Raw genomic sequence first — 25,061 nt, 5'->3', positions numbered from 1 at the left:
CGGGCACCCTTGGCGAGCAGCCGCCCCTCCGTCTGACTGCGGGGCATTATCGGCCATCGCCGCCTTATCCGGCGATCTGCTTTCGCGTCTTCGACCATATCGCGGCCGGCGATCAGATCGCAGATCACCGTCCTTTGCACGCGCGGGCCTGATCCCACATGACGCTGTAGTCGGCGAGCAGTTCGGCGATAGCCGACCCCTTTGGCAGCAGATCGAGCTCGTCGGCTGCACGCTCCTGGAACTCGCGGCTATACTCGACAACCGGCAATCGGATTGTCATAGAGTAGGGTTCGAAGCATTAGCCGCTGATCATGTCACCCTTCGATCATTCTCCTCACATCCTGCACAGCGCACACGATCTGCCGCCGTAGCAGCAGTGCAATGATAAGCCCGCCGAGTGCAAGCGCGCCGATGGCGGTGACGGTCTGCCAGTCCATACCGGCGAGTGCGGCAAGGCCTGCCCCACCACTACCGAAGATGGTGGTAATCCAGCTCCACTGATCGGTGCGCTTGCGGATTTCAGCTTCGACGCTGACGGGAACGACGGGCTTGTCGACTTCCTTCTCAACCACAATCTCGCGCGCCGGCTGGCTGGCACCATGACGTTGCCGGACCTTGGCCAACACCTTACGCACGCGATCCGGACCGACAGCTGCGTTCTGGCCGGCATAAGCACCCTTGCCCATCGCGGTGGGGAGCGAAGCCCATTCATGGGCAAGATTGTTGATCAGCGTATCTTCCGAGAGCCGCCCCGCCAGATACTTGTCGATGCCACGCAGGCCGAGGAGGTAGCAGGCGCATCGGTCCTGCATCTCGGCATCAAACAGTGCCGACGGCGGAAGCTTGAGCGTCTTGGCGATCGTCCGCAGCGTGGTGCGGACGATCTGGTAGCGGCCGAGCGCTGATGAGTTAAAGCCGCATGGGCCCCGCGAGATGGAAACCTTGCTGCGTGGTGTGTTCAACAAGAGCCGTTTCCTTGCCTTGCTGCGCGATTTCATCGTGTTTGGTGACAAGGGCGCCGGGCCATTCAAGATCATTGCCGGCTATCACCAGTTCCATGGTGCCAGAAAAGCACTGGCAGCAGCCATCGAAGCCGCAAGCCCGGAAGGTGACCGCAAGATTGGCGTGATCTGGCATACACAAGGGTCGGGCAAAAGCCTGTTGATGGCGTTCTTCGGTGGCCTGATCGTCCGCTCAAGGGAACTGGAGAACCCGACACTGGTGGTTCTGACAGATCGCAACGATCTGGACGACCAACTATTCTCTACCTTTGGCCTGTGTCGTGACCTGATCCGGCAGACACCAGAGCAAGCAGGCAGTCGCGATGATTTACACCAGCTTCTCAATCGTGCATCCGGCGGCGTGATATTCACCACAGTGCAAAAATTTTCGCCTGAGGCAGGTGAGGAGAACTTCTCCGAACTGACCGCTCGGCGCAATGTCATCGTCATGGCAGATGAGGCGCATCGCAGCCAGTACGGGTTTGATGCAAAACTCGACAGGACAACTGGGCAGCGTCGCTATGGCTATGCGCATTATATCCGCCAGGCGATGCCGAACGCATCTTTCATCGGCTTTACCGGCACGCCGATCGAAGCCGACGATGTCAATACGCCGGCGATCTTCGGCGAATATATCGATGTCTACGACATCAGCCGGGCCGTCGAGGATGGAGCGACGGTGCCCATTTTCTACGAGAGCAGGCTGGCACGAATCGAACTGGACGAGGACGAGAAACCTCGCATCGATGCTGAAATCGAGGCGATCCTCGAAGACGATGAAGCCACGGAGCAAGAAAAACAGAAAGCCAAATGGACCGCCGTGGAGCGGCTGGTCGGCGCAGAAAAGCGCCTGTCGCTGATTGCTGCCGATCTGGTCGAGCACCTCGAAGCCCGCATCACAGGTATGAACGGGAAAGCCATGGCCGTGTGCATGAGCCGTCGCATCTGCGTCGACCTTTACAACCAGATTATCAAGCTGCGTCCGGACTGGCATTCGGAAGATGACGACAAGGGTGCGATCAAGATTGTGATGACCGGATCGGCGGCCGATCCACTCGCCTGGCAGCTGCATATCGGCAACAAGAAGCGCCGCGATGATCTGGCCAAACGCATGCGTGATCCCGATGATCCACTCAAGTTGGTGATCGTGCGCGACATGTGGCTGACGGGCTTCGATGCACCATGCATGCACACGATGTACATAGACAAGCCAATGCGCGGTCATGGGCTGATGCAGGCTATCGCTCGGGTCAACCGTGTGTTTCGCGACAAACCCGGCGGCCTGATTGTTGACTATATTGGCATTGCCCAGAACCTGAAGAATGCACTCGGCCAATACACCAGGTCCGACCAGGACAAGACCGGCATCGATGAGGAAGAGGCCATTGCTGTCTTGATGGAAAAGTATGAGGTCGTACGCGGCATGTTCCACGGTCACGATTATAACCTCGGCATCACTGGCCAGCCTCAGCAGCGCTTGGCTGCACTTGCTGATGCCATTGACTGGATCCTGAGATGGCAGGAGCGCGAAGCCGCCAGAACCGAGAAGGTGGAAGACAAGAAGAAGGCGCATCGCCGCTATCAGGATGCAGTGCTGGAACTGAGTAAGGCTTATTCGCTGGCCTCGGCGAGCGATGCTGCTCGCGCCATTCGCGATGAGGTCGGCTTCTTTCAGGCGGTACGCGCAGCGCTGGTCAAGACCACAGGGACCGGCAAGATGTCCGACCAGGCAAAATCGCTGGCGGTAGAGCAATTGCTCAACCAGGCGGTGGCGAATGCCGAGATCGTTGATATCCTGAAGGCTGCCGGTATTCAGTCGCCCGACCTGTCGATCCTGTCGGACGAGTTCCTCGCTGAAATTCAGCAGATGGACAAGAAAAACCTGGCGCTGGAAGCTTTGAAGAAGCTTCTCAATGGCGAGATCAGGAGCCGGTCCCGCGCGAATGTAGTGGAAACCAAGTCCTTCTCACGACGGCTTGAAGAGGCCGTTGCGCGCTATCATGCCAATGCCATCTCAACTGTCGAGATGATCCAGGAACTGATCGCGCTGGCGAGGGATATCAAGGCGTCGGCTGCCCGTGGCGAGGAGCATGGCCTGTCGCCGGAGGAGCTTGCCTTCTATGATGCGCTCGCTGAAAATGAGAGCGCAGTCGAGGCGATGGGTAGCGAGCAGCTTCGAATCATTGCCACCGAACTGGTCCAGCAGATGCGCGGCTCGGCTACCGTTGACTGGCAGCACAAGGTCAGTGCCCGTGCCCGTATGCGGGTTCTGGTGAAGCGGATCCTCAAGAAATACGGTTACCCACCCGATCTGGAGCAGGAAGCCGTGCAGATGGTTCTGGCGCAGGCGGAGGTCATTTTGCGGGAGGTTACCCGATGATCCGGCTTGCGGATATCTGGCCGATTGCCTCGCCCGAGCACTACAAGCTGCACTTCGCCCGCTGGAATGGCGAGAACCAACCGCTTGAAGTGTGGGCGCGCGACAAACAGGAATGGCAGGGCTGGCAAGAATATCGACCTGCACGGGATGATTTCAATCGGCCCTTCATTTTCTCGCTCGTTCAGTTCTATCACGAGCCGGACATTTGGCTGTTTGGCGGGGTGTTCCGCGTCGTTACACGGCACAGCGATCGCTACGAGGTCGAACTTATCGAGGAAGGTGAAGGCTTCCTCGGGCGGCTGAAATTGGGTTCAGCCTATCGCCAGCGAGCAACGCGGGTGAAGTTTGAGAATCACTATTCCGACCTGGAGGTGCAGGAAATTTTGCGCGAACCCTATTCCGGGCGGTCCTTTCCTGGCTTCGAGGACATCGATCTGTCCTTTGAGGAACTTGAATCGCTTGTGCGCAACTCTCGACCCGATTGGCGTGCGGCGCTTTCCAGCATCAAGGGCATTTATCTAATCTCGGATATCACAACGGGCAAGCGCTACATCGGGTCAGCTTATGGAGATCAGGGGATCTGGTCGCGTTGGTGTGCCTATGTCACCAGCGGCCACGGCGGGAATGTGGAGCTTCGCGCCCTCGTGAACGATCCGACGCTGGAATATTGCCGCAAGGCGTTCCGCTTCGCTTTGCTGGAAGCCCGTCCCGCGCCAACGCCCGACGAAGTCGTCCTCGGGCGTGAAGCATTCTGGAAACGGATTCTTCTGACGCGCGGCGAACACGGATTGAACCGGAATTGATGCCTGCTTTCGCTTGCACGACTGTGACCGACTATTGGGAAGTTTATCCGCTGATGGCATGGGGGCATGCCGCACTGACCGATGGTGATGTGTGGCCCGTGGAAGTCGTTTTAGCAAAGTTTGACCGCAGGTTCTTTCTCCCTCCGCTATCTCGTACAAAAGTACGGATAAACCAAAGAAAATGAAGACGCATTTACAATGACTTACACCTCCGTACTAAATCCGCACAGTCAGGAGGTCTGGAGAATATCAGCGGAGAGAGAAGGAAATCAGTGTTTTGGCCAAGTAGCGCAGTCAACAGCTTTGGCCCGAAAACCCGCAGTCCTGCGCCGTTTCAGCGGTCGAAATAGAATCAGAGAATGATTCCAATAAGTTGACTGGCGGACCGCGCGGGATTCGAACATATACGCCGAAGTAATCGGTTGGGGCTCGGCTGCTCCATAAGCAATGTCGGCTTTTGGCAAATCTAAGTTGTCATTCGAACGGCAGGATTAAGGCGCAAAGCTGCCGGAATTCGGCGACCAATTGAGTGGCAGCTTTTTCAATTTGGCCGGTCAGAAGCGTCGAGGCAAGTTATACCCAATTGTGCTGCTGAGCTCGGCGCGATTGCTGAGTCTCACTCAACACCTCTTTCGAGTGCTGCAGTTATTTTCACAATGTGACATTGGTCATCAGCCCAATATCTTCCGGGTCTGGCACAGTAGCATTGAATATGTCTAGATAACTTTTCCGCTTTCGAGGCGATGCGCCCGAGGCTTCGACTTTTTCGTTCACAGCCTTCAATAATCGTTCTGCGCTCGGTTTAAGCTGCGCTTCGACTACTTCAATCCGATCATGGATATCAGCGGGAGGAGTTGCCGACTTCGTGTCACTGCCTGGTGAAGGTAATTTGACGCTCAGATCAACCGTCCTGCTATTTGTTTTTTTCCTGTCATCAGCGTTAGGAATTGACGGAGCATTGTTTGCACCCGCTTGATGCGGAGTTTCCTCATGCTTTTGAGATCGGGAGGGTAGAGGGAGTATGGTCTGCTCAACGGGCTGTTGCCCGCCATTCGCATATTCGTCTGTCAGAGCCGGAACCGGCTGATTGGGCAGATACTCGATCATCGGCACATCAGGGACGTGCGATTGCGAATAAGCTTCAGCGGCTTTGAAGGGTTGGGTATTGAAAAATCTCAGCTTGTCGCCATAGATCGGTCGTTGTCCTTCGACGAGTAAGATCATCTTGTTTTCTGGCATTTGTCGTACTTCTTGCGGCATCATCAAATCGCGCTCGCGGATTTGCTCTACTTTTGTACGGCGGGGTAAACCGAGGATCTCGATGGTGCGGGATTCCGATTTGTAGCGGATTGTTTTTTTACCAAGTGCACGGGATGCATATTCTGCGGTGGCTTGGTCGTTGGCACCGAGCACCAGCTGATAACCACAATTGCCAAGCAGGGAATGACGCGAAGTCTCGCCATAAATCTCATCAAGGTTTTTGAGATCCTGAATGATGATTGCAAGCTTGATATTATAACCCGCCACATAGGGAAGCTTCGTCATAATCTCATCCATCTTTTTAAGCTGTCGAAATTCATCCAGCAAAAAATAAACGGGAAGGGAATTGGGATCGTGTTCCAGAGTCAGAATGTTCATGACCTGCTGCACGAACAAAGTGAGAAGTGGGCGCAGGATCGTTATATCGGTAATATTTGGTGCGAGATAAATCGAGATAGACCGCCGTTTCATGGCGCTAATATCCATGTCGGTTATTTCTGTCGCGGCTACAATACGTTCATTTCGGAAGGGTCTAAACGCGTTCTGGATATCCAGTAGCGCAGATGCTGCCGCCCGCTCTGACAAAGCAAGAAATGCGTTAAAGCTTTCGACCGTATATTTTGAAAGGTTAGGCTCTTTTTCCTTGATGAACTTGATCTGCGCCTGAAGATCAACACCACTGTTCACGAAGGAAACGACTTCGCTGAGGTTGCGCCGTCCGTGATAATAGGGGCTCTCCAGAACATAGCTGATAATCCCGGCTACGACTTGTTGTGCCAAGCCCTGCCAAACTGAATTTTCAGAGCCTAGATTCTCAGGGACGAGAATGCTGGCGATATTTTGTATATCCGTGGTGCGATTACCGCGCTCGGGGCGCACAAAATCGAGTGGATTATAACGATTTGTCGTTTCGGAGCCGGGGGCGAAGAGGAAGACCTGGCTACCGTTCTTCTTGCGATACCCTGCTGTCGCTTTGAAAATTTCGCCCTTCAAGTCGGATACGATCATTGACCCTTCATGCATGAGAGCGTTTGGAATGACATAACCCGCTCCCTTTCCTGATCGTGTTGGGCCGATTATCAGATGATGGCGACTGTCGGCCGCTCGCAGCACATTTCGGCCGAAACGACCGAATATGTGCCCTTTCTTGCGGAACCATTTGCCGCGACGAAGACCCATGACGTCCTGAAAAGCTGCATCGCCCAAGGGGTTTTCGTGAGCCCTGAGACCAAGATAGCCCGCAAAGACCGCGGCTGCGATGGCAGGCAATAGGGCCCCGATGGCAACGCGCTGCAAAGTTGAGTTGGACGCATAGGCCCAGACTTGCTGAAGCGGAGCAAAAGGATTCTCGGTGATGGTAATATTCAAAATTCGGCTGTCTTTATAAATGACTCCGAGTACGACTCCGTAAGCCAAGGTCCAGTCCAAGAATGCGATGCCAGCACAGAATATTAGATAAACCGCTTTGTATCCCTTGCTCATGGCTCCTCGTTTCGCGCAAAAAATATCTCCGATACGCCTCGTTTTCCGCCGTCTCGGCGCAACTGGATGACAATGGGGATGACCATTCGAATGTACGACATGAGGTCATGCTTCGAGTAGCCGCCCGATAGCCCGGCTTGTTGCATCATCATGGCGAGCTGTTCGTATGCTCCTTGCGGAGTATCGGCATGAACGGTCGACATAGAACCTGGATGACCGGTGTTGATGGCGCGAAGAAATGAAAACGCTTCAGCACCACGGATCTCGCCAACGAATAACCGGTCAGGACGCATACGAAGGGACGATTCAAGCAAGTGCTGAATTGTAACGTCAGCCGTGCCCTGTCCGCCTTTCGAGGCTACCAGATGAACGCGGTTCTCCTGGGGCGGTAACAGCTCGCGGGTGTCTTCCAGCGTGACTATCCGTTCCCTTGGATGGATAGATTTCAGGCAGGCATTCAGAAAGGTTGTCTTTCCCGATGATGTGCCGCCGCTAATCAGGATCGAAACCCGTTGCGTAATGGCCGTGTTGAGAAAATCGAAAATTCTGTTTTGCTTCAGATGCTCGATCAGCAGTCGGTCAATATCACTAAGCCCACCAACAGCCACGGAAACCTTGTCCAGCGAACCGCTATCCCTGTATTCTTCCAAGCTGAAATTGCTAACGACCTGCCTGCGGATCGATATCGAGCCGCCATCCGGTGCAGCAGGTGGAAGAACCACCTGAATGCGCTCGCCAGTCGGAAGCGCTGCGCTCAGGATTGGCGCGGATTTACTGATGAACTGATCAGTCGCACCCGCAACGCGCTCACCGATATTCTGAATTTCCGCCGATGAAAGCGCATGAACCTCGTGGAACTCCATGTGATCGGCACCAAGTCGCTCGATATAGACGTGACCTGGTTTGTTGACGGCTATTTCCACGACCTTTGGATCGTTGAGAAATGGCCGCAGTGGCTCAAGTGCTCGATCTAAAAAGTAATATCTGCTTTGTGTGGCTGCTGCCGCACTATTTGCCCCTGCGTTCACGTTGAATTTCCTTCATCGCTTCTGTTACGGGATCGTCGTACATGGCCGAAAAATCGAGGTCCTGACGCACGAATATGAAGATACGTTCGCCTTGATGGACGCTGATTGTTGGTTTGATACGCAAGTTCTCGCTCAGAGCGGTATTTGCCATTTGAGAGAATGTTTCGGCGATGGTTTCGCGGGCTAGTTCTTCACCCCGTTTCGCATCATCGTTGTTACGACCGAAGGCTTCCCCGCTGCCGAAACCAGTCAGATAGCTAGCGCCGGCGCCCACCACAGATAACATGATGGACGCGCCGAACCGTTCACGCCATTTTTTGTCGACGATGCCGGTCAGGCCGGAACGGCCAAGGCTGTCAGTTCCCACGGAGTTCAGGCGCACGCTTACACCATCATCCCTAAGCAAGCGGGTCCAGACTACGAAAACGCGGGTCTGGCCCGTCATGACGTCGCTTTGATATTCACCAATGAGGCGGGTGCCGGTCGGAATCAGAATGCGACGACCATCAAAACTGTAGACGTCTTCTGACGTGATGGCGCGAACCTGGCCTGGCAGATCGCTTACAATCGAGGTTTCGAGAATACCGGGTATCATCGTTCCTTCCGGCACAACCGCGTCGATGCGCTTGATTTTCGTAGCCTTGGCATTACGGTCGGCCATTGCCGAGGCCGTCGCCAGAAACTTGCTGTTTCTGTCTTCGCCAGCAACAGTCGGTGTTCCTTCGCCACTATCGCCACCAAGTCCCCCATTTGCTCCGCCTGATCGCGCTTGATCCATCTCAATCAGTTTTGATTTGAACCGGTCTGGAAATTCTTCAACGATCTCCGGCGTGGGTGCCTGATCGGGTTCCTTCACCGCGACTGTCGGCGGAGGCGGGGGAGGGACATTAAATGTCGTGGTGTCGACTTTCTCCGGCTCCGGTGGCGGTGGCGGGATATTGATGATGTTGGGCTCGATTGCTGTAGGAGGCTGACCCTGGTCGCGCACGAAAGACGGCGGTCTGAACGATGTGGTGCTGAACTCCTCGTCACCGCGCACGAGATCGCGCGGTTTCTCCGAAGGTTGTTTGAGAACAAAATAAGCCATAGCTACACCTGCAAGCAGAAATACCCCCATAGCGGCCGTCTGATTCCGCTTTGCATTCTTGTTGCTGACTCCGGCGTCATCGGCAGACGCCAGTGCTTCCAGTTCGGGAGACTGTTTCATCAGTTGCCGCTCCTTCTCCGCTTGGTTGCCACTTGATCAGGCGCAGGACCCATGATGTCGGGATCGGATGCGCCAAAATCTGGCTTTCTAAGGTTGAAGATGCAGATCCACTGATCACCGTCGCGCAGCGTGTATTGAGTTGCCGTTCCATCCACGACCAGATATTCGCCTTCCTTGCGGAAGTTACGCAGTGTTTCTGAAAAATCGCTGTTTACTGCAAAGATTGCTGGCGTCCGACCAGTGAATTTGAAGAAGGTTTTCTTGCCGTCATCGAAAACCATTGAGGGTTTGAGTTTCGTATCTCCCGTAAAGGAATAGTCGATATTGACGTTAGCCTTGTCGATTTTAGAGATATTCGGGTTGGCAGCGCGATATTCAGCCTCTTTGCGCATCGCGGAATTTAGATCCTTTTCAGGATAGGTGAATTGGACGCCAAAGACTTGTCTGCCCGCATCGGGCGCATAATCGTGCAGTTCCAAAAAATAGATACGCTTGGTCGTGACAACGTTCATGTTTGTAACGACGTTTTTAGCCGTTGGCTTCACAAACAAAATGTTGCCTTTTTCGGTTGGAGCAACCTGCCAGCTCTCTGTATCGCCGAGAGAAATCGTCTCAAACTTTTCATCCTCATCGAAGATGATCATTGTCGATATGCCATACGTCGCGGAGATTTTGACGACATTATTAGGCTGGTAGACGACACTGGTCACACGTGAATCGAGCGATCCAGCCCTTGGCGTCTGTGCTGCGTGGGCGTGCGAAAGGATGGCGGCGGACAATGTCGCCGCAAGAAGCAAGCGGTTTTTCATCCCTTGCTCCCTTCCGTGACGGTTTCCTGATCACGCCGGTAATTGTAAACCTGGAAGCCGAGGGGATTTTCAAACCGCCATTCATTGGTGGTGGGTTCGTCCGTGTAGCGATAGCGCACGACAGCTATGTAGTGTTTGGTGATGACATCGGTATCGGACTTCTCAGTGGTTGAGAAACGAACAAGAGCGGTTGAATCGTTGGGGAAGGTGACAGACTTCACATCGACAAGCACACGCTTGTTTTTCCCATAGACCTTGGCCGGATTGTTCGGATTGGCAGTGCTGTATTGCTCTTGCAATTCGCGAGCGGCATCACCTGTCGACAATAGTGCCGCCGTGCCAAAGTTTGTGTCTATCGCGTAAGGATCATAGCCTTCGCGTGTCCTGATATACCGAACGACGTTGGCTTGTGTAATTGCGCGTGAATCCGTCAGATTTTGCGCTTTTGTCAGTCCGCTTTTGGTTTCGATGTAGCCGGTAGCCTTGTCTACGACGACAATCACAGGCTCGAAAGATTTTAGCGGAACCAGCATAACGAGTGCGAGCAATGCGAAAAGCGCGACCAGCCCGAATATGATGGTTACGAACCATGCCACGGCTTTTGAACGTTTTGCTTTCCGGACGATTTCGTTCTCCCAACGATCACCGTCCTGAAAATAACTTCTCAATGCAGCTTCTTTGGAATTAGTCATGATCTGGCCTTTGACATCTTATGAACCTGCAGCATCAGCGAGGCAGGCTGTTGCTGCTTATTCGGTTTTGTATTGCTTCTTTTGCGCCCTGGCTTGTCGGGGAAATCGACCCCCCATCGCCGCCGCCTCCAAAACGATTGTAAAGCGACCGTCCGCCGCGATAGCTCGCACCGATCCCCTTGAAGCCAGCTCGCGCAATCTGCATTGGAGCGGTGACACCGGTCATGCGAGCAATCCGTGTTGCGGCAGCGCCAATACCAACGGCCAACCCTCCTGCAATGCCTTGAGCAAGGACCTGGATGTTCAACAGGACGAAAGCGCCTGCGAAACAAAGAAGAAGGAAGGCTGAAATATCACTCAGCGTAAGGCGTCGCTCCGTGGCAGCAGCGGATACCTTCGTCAGTTCAGGGTCCATTGCAGCGATAAGGAAAGCGGCGACGACAAACACGAATAACGGGATCAGTGCGTATAGAAGAACTTGTTGGAACCACGCCTGCCCAAGGCTGCGCGATTGTTCAAACAACATGCAGGCGATAAAAATCGGTGCGGTTCCGATCAGAACCCATAACATCACCTTGGCTAATACGAGAATTGCGAGGGCAACTGCGATGAAGATTGCCACGCAGGCCATGATGAGAAAGCCAACCATAGAAGGCAAAACGGAAAAATAGCCCGATTGCTCGGCAAACGCGGAAGCCGCCTCGTTTGCAGTCTTCCAGATCATGGAAAGTCCATTTGTCGGTTCGGTAATTCCCGTCCCGGTGGCGGTCAGGATGGCGCGACCTACATCTTCAGGAGTATTGTTCAGCCACTTGTAGAAAGAATCGTTGAAATATCCCCAGTTGCTGATCAATGCCAGAATGAAGACCATGCGGAATACGCGTGTAACAATTTCAGCCACACTAATCCGCGAAGTCCCCATTATTACTTGGATACCGTAATATCCAACATAGGCGATGAACATCACCTTGAGCAGCGGCGTGATTTCAGAGCCAATAATATTGTAAGCCTGCGATGAAAAATTCTCGCCGGAATTATCAATTCTCTCCAAAAGATCGCTCAAGAAATCATGCATAGCGGCCCCCGATTATTCCGTCGCTATCGAATTAATCGCGGTAATGGCGGTCGCTGGATCGCCATTAACAAAGGCCATAGGTCCACAGTCTTGCCGAATGTCTTCGGCAAATGACGTGAGATTTGCGGGACGTTTGCAAGGAGCAGTCTTTTCCTTGACCGTTCCGCAGCCGGCAACGCCGGCTGCAATGGCGGCAAAGATAAAACACTTCAGGAAGTTGTTAGCGATGTTAGTTTGCACTGTACGTCAACACCTTCTTGGAATTGGAAATGTCAGTGAGGCGGCGCTGATTATCGGCCTGTAATGACGACACGGCACCGTTCATCACGCCGATCAGTTCATTGATGGTCAGTCCTGCTTGGACTTGCAGCTGTGTGTTTTGGTCGATGGAACCTTTAATGTCCTTTGCCTGACCGATACTCTGCCCGGCCTGTTCAAAAGCGCTTCGGCGCGTCGTTACTGCCTGTTGCGAACCATTTACGAGTGCGGCGACACCAAGCACAGTGTTGACCATCTGTTCATAGGACTTGTCTCCGCTGAAGCTGCTATTTGCTTGCCCCGACAAGTTCTTAACGAGCTGAAGCCCCTTGATGAAAGTGGACGCTACCTTGGCGATGTCACCGCCCATACTGCCAAAATTTGGCACTCCGCCGGACATAAGGCTGTCGAAAGAGGGCATTGACGATACGCTAAAGCCATTACCAACGGCCAGGTTTTGCATCTGGTTCGCATCTCCGCCACGATCACCGGTAACGGCCTTCAATGTCTCCTCAACGGTTGTGAGAATTTCGTTGTTTGTCCCAAGGATTTTTTCCGTTGTTTCGGATGTTTGCTTGGCCACTTTATAATTTGATTCATCGATTACAGGCACGCCACCTGCAGTATAAGCTACAGTGGGAGCGAACGATGCTAGAGCCACGGCAATCGCTGACGCCGAAATGATCAGTCGTTTCATGTTTATCTCCCTTATTGAGGATCAAGGTTCAGTTTGATGTTCGCCTCGCGTTCACGCTTTTGAACGCAGGCTTTTTCTTCAGCATTCCATTCGAGGCCGGTACGGGGATCGCAGACGCCGGTCGTTTCTCGCGGCTTGTCGTCTTTCTTCTTGAACGAAGCCGATTGAGATGCGCCCGAAATGCCACTGGCTGAAACTGTATTGCGGCTGTTGAGCAGGTCGGCAAACGAATTGCCCAGCAAAATCGCCTGATTGACCATTTCGAGGTTCGCGTTTCGAGCGGCAGAGTTGTGATCCCAGCTGTCTTGAATGGTGTCGGACTGCACACCGCCGAGCTGCGAGAGCCATGAGGCGACGTTGGCGGAACTTTCCTGTGTTGCTTGCATCGTTGCCATCGAAATGATGGTCGAATCCCGCATACCGGAATATGCGGTGTCACCGCCGCCGTAGTTCATGGGCAGGTCTTTTGAACCGCCGAAAGCCGGTGTCCATTTTTGCGTGATATTTCGGACGTACCCCTGCGTTTCTTTGAAGGGTGGAATGCCGCCGTATTTATTCACGTTGCCCGCACCAGCATTGTAGGCGGCAAGAGCGTGGTTAGCGTTGCCGTTATATCGCTTGAGCTGCTGTTTTAAATACCGGGCGCCACCGCGTAGGTTCTGTTCAATATTATGCGGATTTACGCCTAGTTCTTTGGCAGTATCCGGCATCAACTGTGCCAAACCGATAGCGCCCACGCCTGATTTTGCGCATGGATTAAAGCGGCTTTCCTGATAAACGAGCCCCAGAAATAGGTTCTCATCCACGCCTTCCTCGTGTGCTACCCGTTTGACCAATCCGGAGATTTCCGGATTGGCTTTGGCGGCAGCAACGGGATCGTCCTTGCGCCCCGGTCGGTAGACGGCACATGTCACACTTTTGTTGAGTGAAAATCTGTCTCTAGTCGTTTTTTCGATTTCCGATGTTTTTTGATCCCGGACCGTTCGTTCGGACAAATTAGATCCGTCAATGACAGGAACGCCACCAGCCCACGCCGACAATGGCATGGTTGCTGACGCCAAAAATATGCATAATGCAGACTTCTTATGCATCATTCCTCTCCCATCCGCAGAATTCAGCCAACCAGTTTTCAGGCTCATCGCCATATCGTTCCCGCAGGGCTGCACATTCCTCGACGGTCTCTTTTCGACCAGACAGCACTTTGACGAGATCTGGCATGTTTGAGAGATCGAGACGGGCAATGACCGAGTCATTCCCGTGTTTGACGAGGAAGGTGCGCTTTTCAGGCGGGGTGTTTTTGATGAAATTGAATTCTTTAACGCTCAATCCAAAGCGCTTGATGTAGCTCTCTTCATCCGCCCGTGGGTTCGGGAAATGAATATTCGTGGCCGACTGCTCGATGAGGGTGTGAGACGCTTTGGCTTTGGCAATATCGGCGGCTGACTGCGTTCCGAAGCCGACAATGCCGTTGAGCTTACGAATGGTTTTCATCTTGTCGATGATGAAATGACTGAATGTTTCGTCCATAAGCAGCTGCCAGCCCTCATCCATGAAGAACATGACTGGATCGCCGTTCAGGAGCTCATCGAGACGGTGATAGAGGTACATCAGCGCGGGCGTCCGAATATCCTCGTTGCCGAGGATGCTCGTCATATCGAAGCCGAAAACACTGCGACCCGAAAACGACAGCACATCATGCTGAGCGTTGAAGAGCCATGCTTTTTCGCCGTCGATCCAAGGACGTAGCCTTGACGCTAAGTCGTTCGCGTCCGCACGCGAACGTCCCACCAGCAAGCCCGACAGGTTTGGCAAGTTGCGCTGTGCTGCAGGCTCTTCCATGATACGGGCAATCGCCCGTTCCAGCGTATCTGCGTCCTCCTGGCTGAAGTCGCGGTGATCGCTTGACCGCAACATCGATTTCAAAAGGCGGAGCAGAAAATCACGATTAGGGCCGGAGTTTTCCAGCTGAAGCGGGTTGAAACCAGTGGGTGTTCCCGGTGAGAGGACTTCGTAAGCTCCTCCCATTGCACGCACGAAGATCTCGGCACCTCTATCTTTGTCAAAAAAGACAGCTTTCGGCGTTGGACTGACACGCATTGCCTGGGCCAGCAAGAATGTCAGACCGACGGTCTTGCCGGAGCCAGTTGGCCCGGTGACCAAAAAATGGCCAATATCGCGACGGTGAAAATTGAACCAGTATGGTGTTTGCGAGGTGGTTTCGAGTATCGTGATCGGCAAGCCCCAATGAAGATTGTTCGATTGCCCGGTCGCGAAATTATGCATCGATGACAGGCCGGAGAAATTAGCCGATGACAGCATGGCCTTACGCGCACGATAGCTGTGGTTGCCTGGCAATTGCGCCCAGAAGGACGCTTCAAGATTCATATCCTCCCGCAGCCAGTTGATGTTCATATCTGTCAGGCAGCTACCGAGTTCGGAAACTGCCTTGCTCAAACCGTCAAGGTCGCGTGACAGGCAAAGCAAAGAGAAATGGTGAATGCCAAAAACAGCCTCCTGGTTCATGAGACTGTTCAGAGCAAAGTCGATATCGCTTTCGACCGCGCTGCCGGATTCATCCGACGCGGCAATCTGGCGCTGAAGCCGGGTAATACGCTCTTGCGCAATCGGCTTGTCCGAGATTGTGAAGCTTTGCGTCAGTATAAACTCGTGATTTACCTGTAGCAGACCGTCCAGCATTCCCGGACCGGTGTACGGCGGATATTCCTTTATGGAGAGCATTGCGCCAAAGCGATTGTCTTCATCGACAGCAGCTTGTGTTTGCATTGCTCGCTTGCCGAAATGCAGGCGTGATGTTCCGACGTAATTTCGAATCCCCATCCGCGGCAGTCGCATTTTGCGCGGTACACCGCAGGTAAGGATTGTGTTGATGAATTCGCACGGTTCAGAATATGGCTCCCCATCGCGATAGGTGATACCAAGCTCACGTGCGCCATACTTTTGCAGCTCACGGGTCATATTGGCGACGAGCTCTTCGAGCTCGGTCACTATTTCCCGCGTTTGCTGATCTCGAACCTCAGCCCCGCCGGATCGCGTGAAAGCACGGCTTACCACGTCGCTGAGGCCGAGGGCGCCGCGCATATTGGTTCGCACGATGGAGAGGTAAATTTCGTTGGCGAACATGCGTTTATGGCGCAACTGGCTCATATACCGGCTGTTTAGTTGATCGCAAAACGGGTCATCGAAAGCGCCACCAATTTCAGACTCAATCTGTCTGCGAATTACTGTCGACCAGACAGAAAAGCGGCTCGATCCAAGCGCTCGAATGATCGTATTCTGAACATTAGAACGCATATTAAGTTCGGCCTGATCTTCGGTTTGAAAAAAGAGGCCGTCGAGTTTTATAACCGACATGAGAGCGCCGTTTTCCAAGCCAATCACAGTATCGGACATGTGGCGTAGATACGGGATATGTGTTGCCATAGGCCGCTCATTGTGAGCGACTTTGCCAAATCCAAGTTCTTCTCTGACGATTTTCAACATTTGCTATGGTCCGTACGAGTTCGTTCCCCAAAAGGACTTGTTGCGTGTGCGGGACGTTTTTCGCGCCGTGACGTCGAGAACTTCGAGAATTTTGTTGTCCCAGGCGCAAAGGGAGAACAGAACCACATAGCTGATCGGAGCCAGAAGCAGCGTCCAGAACGACTTGCTGACCAGCCATGCTATGATTGTAATGCCGATAACAACGACGACCGCCATATACGGAACGCCCCACATAGTTGGAGATCGGGTCAGCCCGATTACCAACGGGGTCAGTTGCGGCTTTACATCCTCATATTCAGCCATCGCTAGTTTCCGACCGTGCTGATTAATTCGTCGACTATCGAAGGAGCGCCGAAGACCAACCCAATGCCGAGGATTACACCGCCAGCGAGAAACCAGGACAGTCGGCCAGCAAATGCGAGGAAGCCAAGCGCCATCACGGCGATGATTGCAAACAGACGACCAATAGGGCCGCTAATGAAATCAACGATAGCTTGAAATACTGTCTGAACCGGCGCGAAGGCACCACTAACGCCACCTGACTGTGCTAATGCCAAATCCGCACTGACAATTTGCGCGGCAGCAAGCAACCCAAGGAAAATTGCCAGCTTTGAAGCGCTGATATGCCAAACCTTATTCTGTGCGTTGATCATCCTTCTCTCCTTAAAAATGCATCACGCCACCAACGAAGGTGCCGGATTTCTTGACTTCAATGACCCCGGATTGAGTTTTACTCGCTACCACCGGCGAGGATCTCTGACCGCCGCCACCAAGCTTCTTCTTCGGCGCTGGCATAGTTACGCCAAGCTGGTAATTGACGACCTTTGCGACGTATCCGACGGTTTCCTTAAACGGAGGAACGCCGCCGTACTCATAGATGCGGCCTTCGCCTGCGTTATAAGCAGCCGCAACAAGCAGGGGGTTTTGGAACTCGTCCAAAAGCACCCGGAGATACTTAACGCCGCCTTCAATATTTGACGCCGGATCACAGACGTCGAGGACGCCGAAGCGCTCAGCGGTTCCCGGCATGAGTTGCATAGGCCCGCGTGCGCCTTTGTCTGAGTTGCGGGAACGATCGAATTGGCTTTCTGCCCAAGTAATGGCGGTAGCAAACAAAGCATCAACTTGATGTCGGCGAGCAGCCTGTTCGACCAGAGCTTTGATTTCCTTTGGTGTTAGCGGGGAGGGGCCGCATTCGGGATTCACAGGGGCCTTTTTGTTGAGAGGTAAATGACCAAAAAGGATATCTCTACTCTGATATAATGTGTCCGATTTGGTAATATCATCTGGTGAGACAGTGGATATAAAGGTGCTCAACGTACTACCAATATGGTTAATCATTCTAGTATCGCCTTCACTTTTATCCTCAGCGGAAGCGACGCCATCAGTACCCACGACAAAACCTTTGCTCTCGCTTGCCCAGCGGCGGTTGAATACTGTCACACCCGAAGGCGAACCGGATGGGTTCTGGGTCGTGGAATTGCTGTCGCTATTTTGGGAAAAAGGCGCAATTTTGCCTGTTTCATCTGCGTAGGCGGCGGTAATCCCAATCGGGGCGAACAGTGTGGTGCTTAGCAATAGCGCGTTGATTGATAACTTTTCCATTCTAGCCCTTTAGCGCCTGTCGCAGGCCTCAAAAACGCTGTTGAGGTTCCAACGAAAACAGATTAAGTTCGCAAGAATATAATACCGATTTGGCTAAGTGATACATGCTTTTTTGCAAATCATAAACCCCCTATGAACAGGGAAAACGAATAAGCAATACGGTAAGGGCTAGAAAATGAAGAGAACCATCGCAATCGCAATGAGCAGTTGTATGTTGGCAACAGCCGCAATCGCCGCGCCTGCAATCAACAAGGATTACATCAAGTCGCTGGCATCGCCGGGTAAGACCGTGCTTGTCATTGAGTATTATGACGGAGACGGAAAAGTTACGGCTCGGAAGGGGTTTGCATCCGCCTCGGGCTATAAGGCAACTTCACCGACCGAATTTAGGGTTGATGATAAGACCCTTCTGAATCTGTACGGGCTAGAAGCCTGCAAAGGTGAAATGGTCAATCGCAAGGATGATTTTGCTGGTTCTTGCACTGACTACGCCAAGCAGCAGCTGCAGATCATGTTGCAGTCGCCGAAGGTTCTCTTTTGTCGGGCATTTGTAAGTGAAGAGAGCGCACCCAAACAAAATGTAACGTGCTACGGCTATTACAATTATCCCGGAAGCCTAGACACGGTTGATATGCTTGAGGAGCAGATGCTATCTCTCGGCGCGCTCCGCATCGCAAAAACGAAAGATGGGAAGCTGGAGCGTCCGGATCTGGAGAAGGCGCAGAAGATCGGAGAAGACGGCTCTTATGGAATGTGGGCCGATCCGCGGGTGAAAGGCCAATGAAGCACGCGCTTATAACGCTAGGTCTGGCCCTATTCTCGCCAATGGCAATTGCTGCGCCAGAGGGATATTTTGACCTCCAGCAGGGCGTTACTTTGGAATCTGGCGATACGTGGGTCTTTGAAGGTCAGCGCTATCGTCTCTATGGTGTTCAAACATGCCTTCGAGGAACTGCTTTCACTGATACGACCGGAAGAAAGAAGGACTGCGGTGAGGCGTCGCTTGCCGTATTCGCCGCTTATATCAAAGACACCAAACCGGTGTGCGCTGCCGTAGCGCAAACTGCCGATACTTCTTATGTCATTTGCTACGCCACAATCGGCGGCAATCGCCTCGATCTGGCGACGATGTTTATAATGAGCGGTTATGCCTTTGCCGCGCTGAAGGCTGACGGTCTTCCCTACTATCCAGCATACGCAGTGGCGGAACATGAAGCTCGTGAGAAGCGGGCAGGCCTATGGCAATTCGAAGACGTTCAGCATCCTGCCATCCTGTTGAGCAAATCGGCAAACGAACGGACGAGGAATTCCCAACAATGAAATATCTGATCGTAGCAATGTCATTTGCCCTCGCATCGACACCAGCATTCGCAGCTGATGCTCTTCAAAGCGCGCCAGCTGCCAGCGTATCGGTTCAACCTGGCCAGCCGGCACCGCTTCCAATTTTCAAGGGGCGTGTCGCAGTATTTGATGGTCGGACCCTCTGGTTTCCCACTTATGCCCAACGAGTTCGGCTCGCGGATATTGACGCGTGTGAGTTGCCTCAATGGGCGCTTGATCCGAAATGGACTAACAGGGACGTCACCAAAGCACCGCCGCCTGTACCCTGTGGCCCCATTGCAAAAGCTTGGCTCAAAAGAACGATCGGAGCGTCCGCCGTCTCCTGCGCTGTTGTCGGCTATGATGCTGAGGGCATGGCACGAGCGAGATGCACATCACGGGGACGCGACCTGGCTCTCGAAATGCTTCGCGTGGGTTGGGCGAGGGTGGATTCACCCTACCTCAGCCACCCTCAATATCTAGGCTATCAGCGTGCCGCCATGTCGGCGCGATATGGCATGTGGGGAGCTTACGTTCTGGATATGAATGAGTGGCGGCGCAAGGCCGTCGACAAAACGCTCGATCGTCAGCCAATCGCGGATTTCAACCTGCTCTTAGAGCGCAAAAGCGAGATCTCTCCCCCGTTTGCCGACGCGCGCAGAAAACCAAGAAGGACAGACCGATAGTTGGCGGAGATCGCTCATATTGCGCTCAATTTTGCGCGCGATCCCATGGCCTGCTTGTTGCTGGCCATCGTGCTATTGTTTTCGCTTATCATCCTGTCGTTGAAAATCTGGTTGGTCCACGGCACAATCGAGGCCCTTTTCCTCACCGTATCGTTGTTTTTCCACGAACAACGGCAAATGTCGTTCGATGCGTTCTTGATCGGCGTCTCTGCCTGTCCAGCGGTATGCCACGATATTCCAAATCAGCTCTTGGTCTATCGCGTTGGAATTTACTGGTTTTCTGCGTTCACACTTATCGCCCTATGCAGCTACGCGGCCGGAGATCTCGTCATACGGTCCCCCTTACACGCGCGAGACGTGTTGCCTACCGGGTTGGTTTCAACACCTACAACAGGAGGATGACCTGAAATGAAGCAGTTTCTGTTTGCACTCGCTGGCCTTGGCACTATCGCCGTGATGCCATCCGCTGCAATTGCGCAGGACACGGGAGGGACGCCATCTTGGGGCTGCCAAGTCCTTTTGTGCGCAGCATCATCAAACCCTTCGTGGCATGGTGTCCCTTATTGCGTGCCGCCAATGACCAAGTTGATCAAGGCCATGGCAAAACCGGGCTTCTCATGGCCCATTTGCCATGAAGCTAAGTCTGGCAAACCTGGATATCAGCCTCACGAGGATTGCCCATCTGGTTTCAAGGAAGCCAGCAACATGAGTGATCGCGGCGCAATGCTGTCCAACCGCTGCGAAAAGACAATCAACACCTGCACCAACAAGATCAGGGAACAGAACAAAGAACTTCAGCAGTACAAGGATATTCAATATCGAGACATTGGCAACTCGGATCGCGGAAATAGTTGTCGAAAGGTTGTCTCCATTGCTCGTCCAATGCGAAAAGACCCCTACTTTTTTGACATTCCCGATTATCAAGGTTTTAAGGGGCGTTTTTGGTTCAACTTGAAACTTTAAGGAACTCCAATGAATCAGAACGCATTACTCGTACTGGCAGTTAGTGTCGCCATAGCAGTCGTGTGGGCGGTACCTAGTTCACGGTCTCCAAAGCTTCGAGCAACGTAAAAGCAGTTGCAAAGGGCAATATCGTTGCAGTCATCAAAGAAAACCCGTCAGGTTGTCTTGTCCCCGAAGAGCCGGCGCTGAGCGCCAAACTCGATATTCCAACCCAAGCTGAAGCAAAGGATGGTTGAATTTGCCAAAGATCAATCACCCAGCGAATGGATTGCGGCTCACCGGAAACAACAGAAGCCCGGGCTTCTATTGCAATCAGATTTTCTTATCGACGCTTTTCAGAACAGCCGCCACTTCGCATTCTGTGAGCGTTATCCGCCCGGAGATAATGTAGGCCGCGAGGTAGACCAATTTTCCTATAGCGTCATCAACATCTCGCGGCTCATAATCGACCAACTTGCGTGGGTCTCCAGTCAATGTGGATAGTTCAAGCAGCCGTGTGGTCGGGCTAGCGTCGCATGACTCATCCGCGCCATCTCTATCCCGCCAGTTCACCTCATCACCAATGAAAACCATATTTACCTCCAAAAATAATTTTCAGAAGATAAGGGACGCTTTGAAATGCAAATATTTAAGCGGATGCGAATGATGGTAGATCGAATGAGGATATTCACTAGATCCTTATGATGAGCCGACCATCGTTCCGTTTTTCGCCTCCTCAAAGCGCTTTCATTGCAAAACTGTCATCCCAAAATCTAACCGATAAAGATATTGATTATCGGATAACGTGCGTTAGGATACGAAACACTACGAAGAGAAACGAAATTTGAGTCGATAAGATATTGATAAAAAACGGAAAGTTTTTTCTCGCACCCCCAAATGATGGGAGTGATTTAAAGGAATTATTCAAACGTATCGTCGCGTCAGGTGCTGGTCGCCGGGTGAGCGCGGACGATTTTCCAGCAGGTCCATGGTCGCCCGAACTTCTTGCCGAGGCAATTACCCTTGTCGATCCCAAGCGAATGGGCGTTGATCTTCGAACGGTACAGATCTGGTTTCAGGAAAATGAAAAGGGAATTAGCACTACCAATATCGGACTGCTGGCGAGGGTTTTAAGTTGCGGTGATAAGTCTGCAACAAGCGCATGGGTTATTGAGCTCAGCGCTGCACAATCGCGGTTAGTTGCAAGAAGGCGCGAGCTGAAAAAAGCGGAAGTCATTACAGCGACCGAGTTTACCCAGGACGTCACCGATATCGCCCCCGCACTAGTAAAAACGCCAATCACGGGCGATAACCAAATTCAGCGATCAACACTTGCCAGACGAACGGAGAAGCTTTTTAGCGAAGGGTCTCCTCTTAATTTGCCTGCTTTGGTTTTTGCTGGAATGTCCGCTCTTGGGTTCCTGTCGTACATCATCGGCATTCACAACGTTAAATTCACCCGGTCCGATGGCGTCATCAAGCAGGTCGGCTTTCTTTGGACGGCGAACTGGACACTTGTGTTAATGGTGTTCCTTCCGCTATTTCTGGCCTTCGTCTTTGAGCTCGTAAATACGTGGAAGTACGAAGAACGCAGGCGGTTTCTAGATGACGCACACGAGGACAGCAAGTGTGCTTGGTGGCAAATTATAGAGGCCTCATCAGGTTCTTTTTGGGCGGTATTCCTAATTTGTCTGCTATTTGCTGGTGTGTTTCAGTGGATCGGCGTTTGTTTGGTACCCCTAATGAATGGGGGCGCCAATTACGCAACTGATTGGGACACTATCGCCATAATACGACCTGAAGTATTGACGATACCTGTTGCGATCGCTTTTACATTATTTGCTTATCTTTATATGTGTCTTTCGTTTTATCTCTTTTTCGCCGGTCTCATTTTGCTTTATTCCGTCATAAATGATTTTGGGAAACTGAGCGAAGCTTCAAAAACACAGACACATGCTGGACATGATAGCGACTTAAACAAAGCCGCTTTCTGGGTCATGCGTTGGGTTTTTCGCTGCTCAGTTTTAGGAATTTCGATCGCGACCGTGATGAAACTACAGAGCTCCTATCTTGCCTCAAATGGCACGAGTGTGGTGGCTTGGGTAATAAACGATCTGATGTCAGCTTTGTCCGAGCGCGCCGATGTGCGAAGCTTTATTAGCTATAGAATGCCTACGCATTTCAGCAGCTTACTTATCGTATTATCAACCTGCTTTGTCTATTTTTATGGATTGATCCGTGCGCGAGCGGGAAGTCAGTACCAAGTGCCTTTGTTGAAGATGACTGCGGTAGTAATGCTTTTACTTGTAAGCTATTTGTCGGTTGACGCCTTCACCGGCTTCTCGGTTCTGATGTTTTTAGGACTGCTAATTGCTATTTATGGCCTTTTTGATCCAACCTTTGGGCCGCGTCGCATGAGTGAGGGAAGAAATCAAAGTGTTTCATAATTGGCTCGACCGGTGGGATGAACAGCGGGCACGACGCGGAGAAGAAGCGAAAAAGACGACTGCAGTCATTCTTGATGCAGAACGCGCATTTCCTAATGCTGCCAGCGTTCACAGCATCGATCAATTTTGTAAGCTTGCTGAACAGACCGCTGTCACTCCATCATTCTATAGGGCACCAAATAGCATCGATAATCATTTTGACAGGCTAGGGGATTTCCTAAAATTTACATCAGACATATCAACTGACGTTGAGCAAAATAATCTGGTAACGGCTAAGATAACCGATAGTGGCTCACGCAACAAAGTCATGGTGATCTTTCACCATTGGAATGCAACATCGCGTAATCGACAAATCGCAAAGTATTTCTCGAAGAGAGGAATTACGGTTGTCGAGATCGCTATGCCTTATCATTTTGAGAGAAGCCGTCCGGGATCAGACTATGCTGATCATATGCTAAGCGCAAATCTTGGACGAACAATCCAATCGATCCGACAGGCCGTTTGGGATGGACAGAAACTCATTCGATGGCTGAAAAGCGAAGGTTATCAAGAAATCTCGGTGCTCGGAATGAGTCTAGGTTCATGGGTCGCAGGATTAGTCGCGGCTCATGATATCAACGTATCGAAAGCCTCTCTGTTTCTCACAGCTGGGAGTTTGGCCGATATGGTGTGGACCGGCCGAGCAACGCGAACCATACGCGAGAGCCTAGAGGCATCGATTGACCTAACTCATCTAAGGATGGCTTGGGCACCGCTTGATCTGGGAAATTATGCATACAGTCTTGCCCGCCCTGATTTGAACCTTCAGTTTATTTTGGCAAAAAGAGATAAGGTTGTGTTGCCGCAACTATCCATTACTCTGTTGGAACGACTAAATAGCGCGGGCGTACAGCCGAAAGTTTTACGATTGAATTGTGGTCACTATTCACTGGGAATCCCGCCGTATGTTTTAATGGCAGGAATTAGTCTGAAAAAATTTGTTTCATCAACGTCGCCACAAAGTCCTGTTCCATAATAACAATTATGCCGCCGGCGTGTATAATGGCAATATACAGATGCGACACATGGGCAATTTAGAGATGCGACATTTTTGGAGCTCGTGCCCTTTTCAAATCGCACTAGGAAAGGAAGACTGGCAGCTCTTCATACGTATCAGTTTTTAGAGAGTTGCCATGTCTTGTTTGATTTCGATGTCGCAGAAAGAACTCGACCGGCTGAAGATTGTTCAGCAAATCAGAGATAATCACCTTCGCGTGGTGGATGCAGCGGCGCTGCTTGGTCTCAGTCGCAGCCAGGTCCACAGGTAATCCCCCCGGCAATTAATAGGCTTTAAAAGTAGAATTTTCTCGGCATTATTATCGAGGAGATTGTTGATGAAGATAAGCAGATTTAGCGAACCGCAGATTCTTGCGATCCTGCGTCAGGCAGAAGGTGGTGTTCCAGTACCGGAGCTATGTCGCGAACATGGAATGAGCAACGCTTCATTCTACAAGTGGCGCGCCAAGTATGGCGGCATGGATGCGTCGATGATCAGCCAGATGAAGGCTCTTGAGGATGAGAACCGTCGGCTCAAGAAGATGTATGCCGAGATGAGCATGCAGACAGAGCTTTTAAAAGAGGCTCTAGGAAAAAAATGACGCGGTCATCTCAACGCCGAGAGATGGCCAGGAAAGCCGTGGCGCTACGCGGGGTCAGCATTGCACTGGCCTGCCGTACCTTTGGTGTCAGCGAGACCTGCTACCGTTACAGCGCCAAGCTGAACGAAGAGAACGAGCAGATCGCCGATCTGCTGATCGGGCTAACGAGGGCGAAGAAGAACTGGGGCTTTGGTCTTTGTTTTCTTTACCTGCGCAATGTCCGGGGGCATC

Annotated in this window: 25 protein-coding genes and 2 pseudogenes; 11 read left to right on the top strand and 16 right to left on the bottom strand. The window is 52.2% G+C overall.

All coding sequences use genetic code 11. The annotated features are described in order from the left end of the window. Positions 1-124 precede the first annotated feature (124 nt). A complete protein-coding gene (locus OPR82_RS19545) occupies positions 125-280 on the bottom strand; it encodes a hypothetical protein (RefSeq protein WP_265986572.1) in 156 nt (51 codons plus the stop codon). 34 nt (positions 281-314) lie between these two features. Then, on the bottom strand, positions 315-812 hold the full coding sequence (locus tag OPR82_RS19540; RefSeq protein ID WP_143128786.1) for a lysozyme family protein: 498 nt from the start codon (positions 810-812) through the stop codon (positions 315-317). Positions 813-933: 121 nt separating this feature from the next. Here OPR82_RS19540 and OPR82_RS19535 point away from each other — a divergent pair, with 121 nt between their 5' ends. Together OPR82_RS19535 and OPR82_RS19530 are read left to right on the top strand one after the other, a co-directional pair. After that, positions 934-3,381, top strand: coding sequence for a type I restriction endonuclease subunit R (locus OPR82_RS19535; protein ID WP_265986569.1), 2,448 nt, complete (start codon positions 934-936; stop codon positions 3,379-3,381). Next, positions 3,378-4,184, top strand: a complete 807-nt coding sequence (locus OPR82_RS19530) for a GIY-YIG nuclease family protein (RefSeq protein ID WP_024899893.1) — start codon at positions 3,378-3,380, stop codon at positions 4,182-4,184. Before OPR82_RS19535 ends, OPR82_RS19530 begins: the two co-directional genes overlap by 4 nt. Positions 4,185-4,835: 651 nt before the next feature. Here OPR82_RS19530 and OPR82_RS19525 read toward each other — a convergent pair. The 13 genes from OPR82_RS19525 to OPR82_RS19465 are packed head-to-tail and all read right to left on the bottom strand — an operon-like array spanning position 4,836 to position 17,798. Next, positions 4,836-6,926 (bottom strand): type IV secretory system conjugative DNA transfer family protein, encoded by a 2,091-nt coding sequence (locus OPR82_RS19525; protein WP_265986568.1) that lies wholly within the window; start codon positions 6,924-6,926, stop codon positions 4,836-4,838. Next, positions 6,923-7,954: a P-type DNA transfer ATPase VirB11 gene (virB11, locus tag OPR82_RS19520; RefSeq protein WP_265986566.1), complete on the bottom strand. Its 1,032-nt coding sequence runs from the start codon at positions 7,952-7,954 to the stop codon at positions 6,923-6,925. Before virB11 ends, OPR82_RS19525 begins: the two co-directional genes overlap by 4 nt. Further along, the gene (virB10, locus tag OPR82_RS19515) at positions 7,935-9,161 is read right to left on the bottom strand and encodes a type IV secretion system protein VirB10 (RefSeq protein ID WP_265986564.1); all 1,227 of its coding nucleotides are present in this window, start codon (positions 9,159-9,161) and stop codon (positions 7,935-7,937) included. The genes virB11 and virB10 overlap by 20 nt, the downstream gene beginning before the upstream one ends. After that, positions 9,161-9,970 carry a TrbG/VirB9 family P-type conjugative transfer protein gene (locus tag OPR82_RS19510; protein ID WP_265986563.1) on the bottom strand — a complete coding sequence of 270 codons (810 nt, stop codon included), beginning with the start codon at positions 9,968-9,970 and terminating at the stop codon, positions 9,161-9,163. Before OPR82_RS19510 ends, virB10 begins: the two co-directional genes overlap by 1 nt. After that, entirely contained in the window at positions 9,967-10,662 is a 696-nt protein-coding gene (locus OPR82_RS19505) for a virB8 family protein (RefSeq protein ID WP_265986562.1), read from the bottom strand. The genes OPR82_RS19510 and OPR82_RS19505 overlap by 4 nt, the downstream gene beginning before the upstream one ends. Positions 10,663-10,696: 34 nt before the next feature. Beyond that, positions 10,697-11,737, bottom strand: a complete 1,041-nt coding sequence (locus OPR82_RS19500) for a type IV secretion system protein (RefSeq protein ID WP_265986561.1) — start codon at positions 11,735-11,737, stop codon at positions 10,697-10,699. Positions 11,738-11,749: 12 nt separating this feature from the next. Then, complete coding sequence (locus tag OPR82_RS19495; RefSeq protein WP_265986560.1) at positions 11,750-11,977, bottom strand: hypothetical protein; 228 nt, start codon at positions 11,975-11,977, stop codon at positions 11,750-11,752. Next, positions 11,967-12,692, bottom strand: a complete 726-nt coding sequence (locus OPR82_RS19490) for a type IV secretion system protein (protein ID WP_265986559.1) — start codon at positions 12,690-12,692, stop codon at positions 11,967-11,969. Before OPR82_RS19490 ends, OPR82_RS19495 begins: the two co-directional genes overlap by 11 nt. 11 nt (positions 12,693-12,703) lie before the next feature. After that, positions 12,704-13,738: a lytic transglycosylase domain-containing protein gene (locus tag OPR82_RS19485; RefSeq protein ID WP_265986606.1), complete on the bottom strand. Its 1,035-nt coding sequence runs from the start codon at positions 13,736-13,738 to the stop codon at positions 12,704-12,706. A 37-nt stretch (positions 13,739-13,775) separates the two neighbouring features. Continuing rightward, a complete protein-coding gene (locus OPR82_RS19480; RefSeq protein WP_265986558.1) occupies positions 13,776-16,193 on the bottom strand; it encodes a VirB4 family type IV secretion/conjugal transfer ATPase in 2,418 nt (805 codons plus the stop codon). 3 nt (positions 16,194-16,196) lie between these two features. Beyond that, positions 16,197-16,496, bottom strand: a complete 300-nt coding sequence (locus tag OPR82_RS19475) for a type IV secretion system protein VirB3 (RefSeq protein ID WP_265986557.1) — start codon at positions 16,494-16,496, stop codon at positions 16,197-16,199. A 2-nt stretch (positions 16,497-16,498) separates the two neighbouring features. Continuing rightward, positions 16,499-16,846 (bottom strand): TrbC/VirB2 family protein, encoded by a 348-nt coding sequence (locus tag OPR82_RS19470; protein WP_265986556.1) that lies wholly within the window; start codon positions 16,844-16,846, stop codon positions 16,499-16,501. A gap of 10 nt (positions 16,847-16,856) precedes the next feature. After that, entirely contained in the window at positions 16,857-17,798 is a 942-nt protein-coding gene (locus tag OPR82_RS19465) for a lytic transglycosylase domain-containing protein (protein ID WP_265986554.1), read from the bottom strand. 175 nt (positions 17,799-17,973) lie between these two features. Between OPR82_RS19465 and OPR82_RS19460 the strand changes: the two genes are divergently transcribed. The 5 genes from OPR82_RS19460 (at position 17,974) to OPR82_RS19440 (ending at position 20,767) form a co-directional block, all read left to right on the top strand. Beyond that, positions 17,974-18,582 (top strand): hypothetical protein, encoded by a 609-nt coding sequence (locus OPR82_RS19460; RefSeq protein WP_265986553.1) that lies wholly within the window; start codon positions 17,974-17,976, stop codon positions 18,580-18,582. Continuing rightward, positions 18,579-19,118, top strand: a complete 540-nt coding sequence (locus OPR82_RS19455; protein ID WP_265986552.1) for a thermonuclease family protein — start codon at positions 18,579-18,581, stop codon at positions 19,116-19,118. Before OPR82_RS19460 ends, OPR82_RS19455 begins: the two co-directional genes overlap by 4 nt. After that, positions 19,115-19,804, top strand: a complete 690-nt coding sequence (locus OPR82_RS19450) for a thermonuclease family protein (protein ID WP_265986551.1) — start codon at positions 19,115-19,117, stop codon at positions 19,802-19,804. Before OPR82_RS19455 ends, OPR82_RS19450 begins: the two co-directional genes overlap by 4 nt. Then, entirely contained in the window at positions 19,805-20,206 is a 402-nt protein-coding gene (locus OPR82_RS19445; RefSeq protein WP_265986549.1) for a hypothetical protein, read from the top strand. A gap of 174 nt (positions 20,207-20,380) precedes the next feature. Continuing rightward, positions 20,381-20,767: a hypothetical protein gene (locus OPR82_RS19440; protein ID WP_323054573.1), complete on the top strand. Its 387-nt coding sequence runs from the start codon at positions 20,381-20,383 to the stop codon at positions 20,765-20,767. 312 nt (positions 20,768-21,079) lie between these two features. On the opposite strand, the gene OPR82_RS19435 is transcribed toward OPR82_RS19440, so the two are convergent. Continuing rightward, complete coding sequence (locus OPR82_RS19435) at positions 21,080-21,340, bottom strand: hypothetical protein (RefSeq protein WP_265986546.1); 261 nt, start codon at positions 21,338-21,340, stop codon at positions 21,080-21,082. A 266-nt stretch (positions 21,341-21,606) separates the two neighbouring features. Here OPR82_RS19435 and OPR82_RS19430 point away from each other — a divergent pair, with 266 nt between their 5' ends. The 4 genes and pseudogenes from OPR82_RS19430 to OPR82_RS19415 form a co-directional block, all read left to right on the top strand. Then, positions 21,607-23,193 carry an RcgA family putative transporter gene (locus tag OPR82_RS19430; protein ID WP_265986545.1) on the top strand — a complete coding sequence of 529 codons (1,587 nt, stop codon included), beginning with the start codon at positions 21,607-21,609 and terminating at the stop codon, positions 23,191-23,193. After that, the gene (locus OPR82_RS19425; protein ID WP_265986544.1) at positions 23,183-24,208 is read left to right on the top strand and encodes an RcgR family putative quorum lactone hydrolase; all 1,026 of its coding nucleotides are present in this window, start codon (positions 23,183-23,185) and stop codon (positions 24,206-24,208) included. The genes OPR82_RS19430 and OPR82_RS19425 overlap by 11 nt, the downstream gene beginning before the upstream one ends. Positions 24,209-24,365: 157 nt before the next feature. After that, positions 24,366-24,497: pseudogene (locus OPR82_RS19420) on the top strand (helix-turn-helix domain-containing protein); the annotation flags it as partial. 69 nt (positions 24,498-24,566) lie between these two features. Further along, positions 24,567-25,061 (top strand): annotated as a pseudogene (locus OPR82_RS19415) (transposase); the annotation flags it as partial.

Origin of the sequence: Ochrobactrum chromiisoli (assembly GCF_026241335.1) — a bacterium.
Classification (GTDB): domain Bacteria; phylum Pseudomonadota; class Alphaproteobacteria; order Rhizobiales; family Rhizobiaceae; genus Brucella; species Brucella chromiisoli.
This window is presented reverse-complemented; position numbering and strand designations above follow the sequence as displayed.